The sequence below is a fragment of the Acidovorax sp. genome (genome assembly GCF_046341535.1).
Classification (GTDB): Bacteria; Pseudomonadota; Gammaproteobacteria; order Burkholderiales; family Burkholderiaceae_C; genus Acidovorax.
In genome coordinates this window covers 1-7916 of sequence record NZ_JBKDRI010000077.1, presented here as the reverse complement: position 1 = coordinate 7916, position 7916 = coordinate 1, and the positions used below count along the sequence as shown (strand labels likewise).

The following is a 7916-nucleotide window of genomic DNA, read 5'->3' as shown; positions in this document are numbered from 1 at the left end:
AGGTCAATAATGCGGTTTACGCATTGAACCACAGGCCTAGAAAGTGCTTGGGATACCGCACCCCTCATGAGGTGTTTTACGGCCTGGAGATCACCCCCATTAAACTGCCATCTGATGCACTTTGTCTGTGAATCCGCGAATAAAAATGACCGGTTACGCACGACGCACAAGTGCTTTTAGCTACTAAAAACATAGCAAATGATCAAGCGCTGCCTGACCCCAGGCCGTGCCCGAGCTTGGCCCGTGCGGAGCGCCGCCGTGTGCGGCCGAACGCAGCACCACTGGGGGTGGTCTGCGCTGGTGTGGCCCCGGGCCCCGTGCCTGCCGCGGTTCTTCGATCACCCATGCGCGCCTGCAGGCCGCAAAGCGACGGATTCTCTGGCGAGGATGTTCTAAAACGGCGTGGCCGTGTTGAAAAAGCGCCCCAGCCAGCCCATGGCCTGTGCTTCGTTTTGCGCGCCGCGGCCGCGCGACTCGACCCGCACATTGGCCACCTGGGTGGAGTTGATGATGCTGTTGGGTTGCATCGAGCGGGGGTCGACGATGCCCGAAAAACGCAGGACATCGACGTTCTGGTTCACGCCGATCTGTTTCTCGCCTGCCACGACAAGGTGGCCATTGGGCAGCACATCGACAACCAGTGCGGTGATGGATCCCTGGAAGGTGTTGGCGCTTTCGGTGCCGCCCTTGCCCGCGAAGGTGTTTTCCGATTCTGCGCCCAGCCCGAGCTTGCCGGTCAGGCTGGCCTTGGCAAACGGCAGGGCCGTGATCTTGCCGGACACGTTGGATGAGCGGTCCACCGTGGATGAAGACTTCTGGCTGGCCGTCACGTTCTCCACAATCTGGATGGTGACCGTGTCGCCCACAAGCCGGGCGCGGCGGTCTTCAAAGGCGGGCCGGTAGCTGGCGTTATGGAACAGACCACCCGTCACCGGTGGCGCGAAGCGTGGTGCGGCCGACAGCGGCGGTGGCAGCGTGGGCAGGATATCCACCGGCGGCGGCGGCGACAGGCTTGAGCAACCGGCACAGAGCGCAACAACGCCGACGGCGCTGGCGGTCGCGCGCACAAGGCGATGGAAATGGATCATGGCGAAAGTCCTGGTTGAAAAGGGGCTTCGATTCGCAAGCTGCAGGGCGGGCCGTTACAACTGGGCCAGCTTGGCCAGCATCTGATCGGAGGTCTGGATGGCCTTGGAATTCATCTCGTACGCGCGCTGGGCCTGGATCATGGTCACCAGCTCTTCGACCACGTTGACGTTGGAGGCTTCGAGAAAGCCCTGGCGGATGAATCCCAGGCCATTGGTGCCCGGCGTTCCCTGCTGGGGCTGGCCCGAGGCGGCCGACTCCTTGAACAGGTTCTGGCCCACAGGCTCCAGCCCGGCGGGGTTGATGAAGTTGGACATCGCAATGTTGCCCAAGGGCTGCGGCTGCGTGTTGCCCGGCACGATGGCAGAGACTGCGCCTTCGTTGCTGATGCTGATGCTGGTTGCGTTGGGCGGTATGGTGATGCCGTTTGCCACCGGAAGCCCGCTGGAGTTGACCAGGCGCCCCTGCGAGTCCACCTGGAACGAGCCATCGCGGGTGTAGCCGATGGTGCCGTCGGGCATGGTCAGCTGGAAAAAGCCGCTGCCATTGATGGCCACATCCAGGCTGTTTTTGGACTCCTGCAGGCTGCCCTGCATGAAGTTGCGGCTGGTGGCGGCGGTGCGTACGCCCAGGCCCAGGTGCAGGCCGGTGGGTAGCTGGTTTTGCTCGTCGTTGTTGGTGCCCACCTGCCGCTGTTTCTGGTAGATCAGGTCTTCAAACACGGCGTTGTTGCGCTTGAAGCCCGTGGTCGACACGTTGGCCAGGTTGTGCGAGATCACGTCCAGGTTGGTCTGCTGGGCAGACATGCCAGTCTTGGCGATCCAGAGTGAATTGATCATCGTGGGTTCCTCGGTCGGTTCAAAGGGCCGGTGCCCGTGGGACTGGCGCGGCAGATATCGGCAAAGGCCGCGCAAGGGCTGCCGCGCCGGGCATGTGGCGCTTGGCTGGCGTGGGTTGGCGTCGCCCCCCGGCCTCGCGCCAGCGCGTCGGGAAAGGGGGGAGGGGCAACGCCGCCTGGGGGGAAAGCATGGGCACCTCTACCCGTTGATGCTCAGCAGTTGGCTGGCGTTCTTGTCATTGGTCTCGGCGGTCTGCAGCAGCTTCATTTGCTGCTCGAACTGGCGCGAGGCGGCGATCATGCCGACCATGGACTCCACCGCGTTCACGTTGGAGCCTTCGACAGCGCCTGCCAGCAGGCGGGCGTTGGCATCGTTGGGCATCGGATCGCCCGAGGTGGTGCGAAACAGACCGTCGCCACCGCGTTGCAAACGGTCCTCGGGCGTGGGTGTGGCCAGCTTCAAGCGACCGATGGTCTGCGCGGGCTGCCCTGCCGTCTTGGCGGTCACGGTGCCATCGCTACCCAGCGTCACGGCCGAGCCGGGTGGAACATCGATTGGCGCGCCGCCGTCCGACAGCACCGGCAGACCGCTGGGTGTGAGCAACTGGCCCTGGGGCGAGACCTCGAACATGCCGGCCCGTGTGTAGGCCTCGATGCCATCGAGCCCCTGCACGGCAAACCAAGCGTTGCCCATCGCCATGGCGTCCAGGTCGCGGCCCGTGCGCTGCACTGGGCCGGGCTTGTCGTCATAGCCGGAAGTGGCCTCGAGCGCAAACACCCGCGTTTTGGAGCCATCGCCCTGCAAGGGCACGGCGCGAAACGTGGACATCTCGGCCCGAAAGCCGTTGGTGGATGCGTTGGCCAGGTTGTTCGACAGCACGGCCTGACGGTGCGCTGCCGCGTTGGCGCCTGTCATCGAGGTGTAGATGATGCGGTCCATGGTGCAGTGGCTTTCGGTTCAAATCCGTGGTCAGGCAGGGCTGCGTTGACCGTCAGCGCATGTTGACCAGGGTGGACATGACCTGGTCTTGCGTCTTGATGGTCTGCGCGTTCGCCTGGTATGCCCGCTGGGCGGTCATCATGTTCACCAGCTCAGCCGTCAGGTCCACATTGGAGTCTTCCAGAGCGCCTGAACGCACCGCGCCAAAGTTGCCATCGGTGGCGGTGCCTGAGACGGCCTGACCCGATTCGAAGGTGGCCACCCATTTGTTTCCGCCCACGTCGGCAAGCCCCTGCGTGTTGCGAAAGTTCGACAGGGCCAGTTGCCCTTCCGAGCGCGTCACCCCGTTGGAGTAACGGGTCATGATCATCCCGTTGTTCTCGATGTTGATGCCGGTGAGGTCGCCTGCGGTGTAGCCGTCCTGGTTGAGGTTGGAGACAGCGAACTTGGTGCCAAACTGCGTGACCTTGTCCAGGTTGACCGACACATTGAACGCGGGCAGGTTGTTCGGGTTGGGTGGCGTGGGGTTGACGCTGAGCGTCAGCGCAAAGCCGGTGGCCGGAGGCGCGGCGACCGGGCCGGTGATGTTGCCGTTGTTGTCAAATGTGATCTGGCCGATCGGCGTGGCAACCACCGGGGGGGTGGCCGTCGCGTCGTCCAGCTTGTCGTACACGTCCCAGGTGTTGTTGGTGGCCGTCTTTTGAAAGTACAGGCTGACGGGCTTGGCAACGCCCTGACTGTCATACACGTTGATCGAGGTGCCGTAGGTAGCGCGCGGCGTGGCCGGGACAGGCGGCGTTGCTGTTGGGATGCCCGCCGCATCCTTGGCGCGTGCATCCAGGTTGAATGCCGCCGTGATGGTGGTCGTCTGCTTGGCCGGAATCGGTTCCGCCGTAGGGAACACCATCGGGATGGGGTCGGTACCCGTGCGCAGGCCCGTGGTCGGGTCCACCGGGTAGCCCATGACCTTGGCATTGCTGTTGGTGACCATGTTGCCCGCCTTGTCCAGTTTGAAATCACCGGCGCGGGTGTAGGCAGGGGAACCGTCGGGCAGCGTCAGCGTGAAAAAGCCATTGCCATTGATGGCCACATCCAGGCTGTTGCCCGTGATGGACAGGTTGCCCTGCGTGAACTGCTGCGCCACGTCGGCCACCTCGACCCCAATGCCGCCGTTCTTGCCGCTGGCAGTGCCAATGGCAGAAGACACCATCTCTGCAAATTCGGCGCGCGAGGCCTTGAAGCCGACGGTATTGGCGTTGGCGATGTTGTGGCCGATCACGTCCAGGTTCTTGCTGGATGCGTTCAGGCCGGACAAGCCTTGTTGGAAGCTCATGGGGTTCTCCTTGGAGGTGCGATCGGTTACTGCGTGGCGAAGTGGTGCGGTACGGTCAGACGATGGCCTTGACCTTGTCGTAGGTGATGGTTCCGCCGGTGGCAAGGTCCAGCGTCAGCTTGCCGTCTGCAGCGCCCGTGGCGACAACCTTGGACTGCATGAGCGGCGTGGAGGCCACCGCGACATTGCCGTTGGTGGCGGTGACCTTGAAGCGCAAATCGGACGTGTTACCGCTGTATTTGCTGGCATCCCAGTCGAATTTGTGGCGGCCAGCCGTCTTGGCGTCCAGATTGACCGTGCCCACCAGCTGTCCGCCGGGGGTCAGGATCTCGACCTTGACATCGCCAGCGGCGGCGCTCAGCTCAAACATGCCGTGGCCTACGCCCTCTTCGACGGGCAGGCGGTCGCCCTCGATGACCACGGAGCGGCCGATCATGGATGCCCCCTGCATGACCTGCAGCGCGCCAAACTGCTGGGCGATACCCACCATCGTGGAGTTCAGCTGCTGGATCCCGGTCACAGTGTTGATCTGCGCCATCTGCGAGGTCATCTGCGCGTTGTCCAGCGGATTCATCGGGTCTTGGTTGTTCAGCTGGGCCACCAGCAGTTTCAGGAACCGGTCTTGTGCGGCATCGGCGTTGGTGACCGAGCTCGCCTTGGTGGTTGGTGCGGAGGCGGGGGCCGCCGTGTTGGTCACGCTGTTGATCATGTGAAGCCTTCCGGGGGTTACTGGCCCATTTGCAGGGTCTTGAGCAACAGCGTCTTGGCCGTATTCATGACCTCGACGTTGTTCTGGTACGAGCGCGAAGCCGAGATCATGTTGACCATTTCCTCGACCGCATTCACGTTGGAGTGGTTGACATAGCCTTCGGCGTCGGCCAGGGGATGGCTGGGGTCATGGACCCGCCGGCCGGGTGCATCGCTCTCGCTGATGCTCGTCACGCGCACGCCCGTGGCACTGTCCGCGCCCATGGGCTCGGCCTGGAACACCAGCTGGCGGGCCTTGTAGGCCTTGCCGTCCGGCCCTGCCACGGCATCGACGTTGGCCAGGTTGCTGGCCACCACGTTGAGGCGCTGCGACTGCGCGCTGATGGCGCTGCCGGAGACGTTGAAGATGGAGAACATGGACATGATGGGGTCTCGCTTTCTGGGCTGTTTGGCTGCGCGGCAGTTCACTGGCCCTGGATGGCGCTGAGCATGGTCTTGGCGCTGCCGTTGATGAAGCGCAGCGTCGCCTCGTAGCGCACCGAGTTGTCCGCAAAGTTGGCACGCTCACGGTCAAGGTCAACGGTGTTGTTGTCCAGCGCCGGCTGCGAGTGCACCGCATAGCCCAGCCTGCCACGCGCGTCACCGGCCGTGGAAACGGTGGAAAGCGGAATGTGGCGCGGATTGGTGGCGCCCTGGGTGGATACGGATCCGGCCGTGGCAAGGCGTGTCACGCCAGGGGCCGATGCAGACGATGTCGCTGCGCTCAGGGCGTCGCTGAATTTGAAGTCGCGTGCCGCATAGCCAGGGGTATCAGCGTTGGCGATGTTGCTGGCGATGATGCGCTGGCGCTCGGCGCGCAAAATCAGCGCGTTGCCGTGAAAGTCCAGCCGGTTTGTCATCTTGTCAAGCATGTGAGCCTCACACCTGGATTGCGTTGCCCGGGCTCCGGACGGAGGCTGGGCGTGCATTGATTATGAAAACCGGCCCGTTTTTCTAAAGCCCGAAGTGCAAGGAAATCGGCGCGCAGTTCGCCGCTTCGCCATGGCGGTTTCTGCCTAGAGTTCTGGGTGTGAAAAAGTCGCGCGCGGAGTTTTCGGCGTGCGGCCAACCTTCCCGTCAGGAGTCCGGTCTATGCCAAGCAACAAGATGACTGCCCACCCCCTCGGTCTGGCCCGTGCGGCGTTGCGCTTGCGCGGATGGCTCAAGGCTGCGGCAGCCATGGCCGCCTGCATGGCCGGGGTTGCGTTCGCGCAAGCCGTGGCCGACCCGGCCAGCGAACTGGCCCCCATCACGCAGCGCTGGCTCAACGATGCCCTCACCCGCGTGCCGTCGTCCGGCGCACCGCTGCGGATGGAAGTGGTGGTGGGCGAGCTCGACCCGCGCCTGCGTCTGGCGCCCTGCGCCCGGGTAGAGCCTTACCTGCCCCCCGGTGCGAAGCTCTGGGGGCGCACGCGCCTGGGGCTGCGCTGCGTGCAGGGTGCAACCAACTGGAATGTGTTTCTTCCCGTCACAGTCAAGGCCTTCGGGCCAGCCTGGGTGTTGGTGGGCAATGTCGCGCCAGGGACCCCGCTGGCGGCTGGCGATGCGATAGAGTCTGAAGTGGACTGGGCTGCCGAAAGCGCGCCGGTGGTGGCCAGTCCTGACCTGTGGGTAGGTCAATTGGCCTCGCGGCAGCTTGTGGCGGGGCAGGCGCTTCGCCAATCCATGCTCCGGGCGCCGCGTCTTTTTCAGGCAGGCGCACAGGTCAAGGTGGTCGCGCGCGGGCCGGGGTATGCCGTGTCAGCCGCTGGCCAGGCGCTGACGGCGGCCGGCGCCGGAGAAACTGCGCGCGTCAGAATGGATAATGGGCGCGTGGTTTCTGGATTGGTGTCGGAAAACGGAACAGTTGAAATCGCCCTTTGATGACGCAAGGGCCATAAATCGCTAAAGTCTCGATCAAACGGGTCGAAAACATTGCTACCGAGTCCTCGCGTTGGAAGGACTCCAGGAGAGAGCGATGAAAATAGGTCAATCACCGGAAATTCCGGGCGCAGGAGCGCCGTCAGGGCTTGCACGGCAAGCCAAGGCGCCAGCGACTGCCGCTGAAGGCGCCGTCAAGGACGCAGCAGCTGCGCCCGCCGCCGGTGTGCCCGTGACGGTTTCGACCACCGTTCGAGCCCTGGATCCTGCTCAGCGCTCCTCTGGCGTGTTTGACTCCGGCAAGGTCAAGGCCGTGCGCGAAGCCATCGACAACGGTACGTTTTCAGTGGATGCAGAAGCAGTTGCCGACAAGCTGCTGGCCGGCGCACAGGAAATCATCGTCCGCTCGCGCGGTTGATTGGCCCATCTGACCGTCTGATCTTGGTTTGACAGCGCATCCAACGCACAATGCGCCATGTCCCTGCAAGAGTCCCTCACTACCGTAGAACAGCTTCTTGAAAAGATGTCTGCCGCCCTTTTGGCGTCAGACGCTCAGGCCGTGCAGGCGCACAGCACGGCGCTGCGAGATGCCGCCAGCGTTTTTGCCCAGGAAGTGGAGCATGCCTCCCGCAAGGGGCAGCCGCCCTTACCCGTTGCCATCAGGCGCCGCATGGATGCCGTGGCCAGCCAGATGGCCATGCAGCGTGAAGGCATCGCGCGGCTTTCGGTCGTGACGGATCGGCAGGTCGCCACCCTGGTCCCTCAGGCCGACTCCTCCTCGACCACGTACGACAACGGGCTGGGTCTGCGCGCCACAAAGCCTGGTGTGGCCCGCATCTACCGTTCGCCGGGTTGATTCACCTCGTTGGATTGTTTTTGCGGCCGTTAAGGAACCTCTGCAAAACTCCCTGCGGTTTGCGCTGGCGCGGGCTCCCCAAGTTCGACAGTTCACGCACGCAAGTGCTTGATTTGATTGAATTCGCGTTTCAAAGCGCAGACTACAAATGCGGGTTCTGGATGGCTCCAGGGGTTGGCACGGCAAGCTTCAGTGCGCACAGCAGCGACTTTTGTACGGCGTTGATCTGCGTCAGTCCACTGATCTTTCGACCGTC

Annotated in this window: 10 protein-coding genes; 3 read left to right on the top strand and 7 right to left on the bottom strand. The window is 63.5% G+C overall.

What is annotated here, in order from left to right; genetic code table 11:
- Positions 1-392 precede the first annotated feature (392 nt).
- From ACK543_RS05200 to flgB, 7 genes are all read right to left on the bottom strand, one after another.
- Positions 393-1088 (bottom strand): flagellar basal body L-ring protein FlgH, encoded by a 696-nt coding sequence (locus tag ACK543_RS05200; protein ID WP_409941788.1) that lies wholly within the window; start codon positions 1086-1088, stop codon positions 393-395.
- A gap of 54 nt (positions 1089-1142) precedes the next feature.
- A complete protein-coding gene (gene flgG / locus ACK543_RS05195; protein ID WP_409941787.1) occupies positions 1143-1925 on the bottom strand; it encodes a flagellar basal-body rod protein FlgG in 783 nt (260 codons plus the stop codon).
- 198 nt (positions 1926-2123) lie between these two features.
- On the bottom strand, positions 2124-2864 hold the full coding sequence (gene flgF / locus ACK543_RS05190) for a flagellar basal-body rod protein FlgF (protein ID WP_409941786.1): 741 nt from the start codon (positions 2862-2864) through the stop codon (positions 2124-2126).
- 52 nt (positions 2865-2916) lie between these two features.
- A complete protein-coding gene (gene flgE / locus ACK543_RS05185; protein WP_409941785.1) occupies positions 2917-4197 on the bottom strand; it encodes a flagellar hook protein FlgE in 1281 nt (426 codons plus the stop codon).
- A 55-nt stretch (positions 4198-4252) separates the two neighbouring features.
- Positions 4253-4906 (bottom strand): flagellar hook assembly protein FlgD, encoded by a 654-nt coding sequence (locus ACK543_RS05180; RefSeq protein ID WP_409941784.1) that lies wholly within the window; start codon positions 4904-4906, stop codon positions 4253-4255.
- Between the two features lie 17 nt (positions 4907-4923).
- On the bottom strand, positions 4924-5328 hold the full coding sequence (flgC, locus tag ACK543_RS05175; protein ID WP_409941783.1) for a flagellar basal body rod protein FlgC: 405 nt from the start codon (positions 5326-5328) through the stop codon (positions 4924-4926).
- Positions 5329-5369: 41 nt separating this feature from the next.
- Positions 5370-5816, bottom strand: a complete 447-nt coding sequence (gene flgB, locus ACK543_RS05170; protein ID WP_409941782.1) for a flagellar basal body rod protein FlgB — start codon at positions 5814-5816, stop codon at positions 5370-5372.
- Positions 5817-6051: 235 nt separating this feature from the next.
- Between flgB and flgA the strand changes: the two genes are divergently transcribed.
- The 3 genes from flgA to ACK543_RS05155 all read left to right on the top strand — a co-directional run bounded on the left by flgA (position 6052) and on the right by ACK543_RS05155 (position 7660).
- The gene (gene flgA, locus ACK543_RS05165; RefSeq protein ID WP_409941781.1) at positions 6052-6807 is read left to right on the top strand and encodes a flagellar basal body P-ring formation chaperone FlgA; all 756 of its coding nucleotides are present in this window, start codon (positions 6052-6054) and stop codon (positions 6805-6807) included.
- Positions 6808-6901: 94 nt separating this feature from the next.
- Entirely contained in the window at positions 6902-7222 is a 321-nt protein-coding gene (gene flgM, locus ACK543_RS05160; RefSeq protein WP_409941780.1) for a flagellar biosynthesis anti-sigma factor FlgM, read from the top strand.
- A 57-nt stretch (positions 7223-7279) separates the two neighbouring features.
- Complete coding sequence (locus tag ACK543_RS05155) at positions 7280-7660, top strand: hypothetical protein (RefSeq protein ID WP_409941779.1); 381 nt, start codon at positions 7280-7282, stop codon at positions 7658-7660.
- The last annotated feature ends 256 nt before the right edge of the window (positions 7661-7916 follow it).

What these genes read in the sequence shown, in the direction of transcription:
- ACK543_RS05200 (WP_409941788.1), bottom strand. Translation starts at nt 1,088, where the DNA reads ATGATCCATTTCCATCGCCTTGTGCGCGCGACCGCCAGCGCCGTCGGC.
- flgF (WP_409941786.1), bottom strand. Translation starts at nt 2,864, where the DNA reads ATGGACCGCATCATCTACACCTCGATGACAGGCGCCAACGCGGCAGCG.
- flgC (WP_409941783.1), bottom strand. Translation starts at nt 5,328, where the DNA reads ATGTCCATGTTCTCCATCTTCAACGTCTCCGGCAGCGCCATCAGCGCG.
- flgE (WP_409941785.1), bottom strand. Translation starts at nt 4,197, where the DNA reads ATGAGCTTCCAACAAGGCTTGTCCGGCCTGAACGCATCCAGCAAGAAC.
- flgG (WP_409941787.1), bottom strand. Translation starts at nt 1,925, where the DNA reads ATGATCAATTCACTCTGGATCGCCAAGACTGGCATGTCTGCCCAGCAG.
- flgB (WP_409941782.1), bottom strand. Translation starts at nt 5,816, where the DNA reads ATGCTTGACAAGATGACAAACCGGCTGGACTTTCACGGCAACGCGCTG.
- ACK543_RS05180 (WP_409941784.1), bottom strand. Translation starts at nt 4,906, where the DNA reads ATGATCAACAGCGTGACCAACACGGCGGCCCCCGCCTCCGCACCAACC.
- flgM (WP_409941780.1), top strand. Translation starts at nt 6,902, where the DNA reads ATGAAAATAGGTCAATCACCGGAAATTCCGGGCGCAGGAGCGCCGTCA.
- flgA (WP_409941781.1), top strand. Translation starts at nt 6,052, where the DNA reads ATGACTGCCCACCCCCTCGGTCTGGCCCGTGCGGCGTTGCGCTTGCGC.
- ACK543_RS05155 (WP_409941779.1), top strand. Translation starts at nt 7,280, where the DNA reads ATGTCCCTGCAAGAGTCCCTCACTACCGTAGAACAGCTTCTTGAAAAG.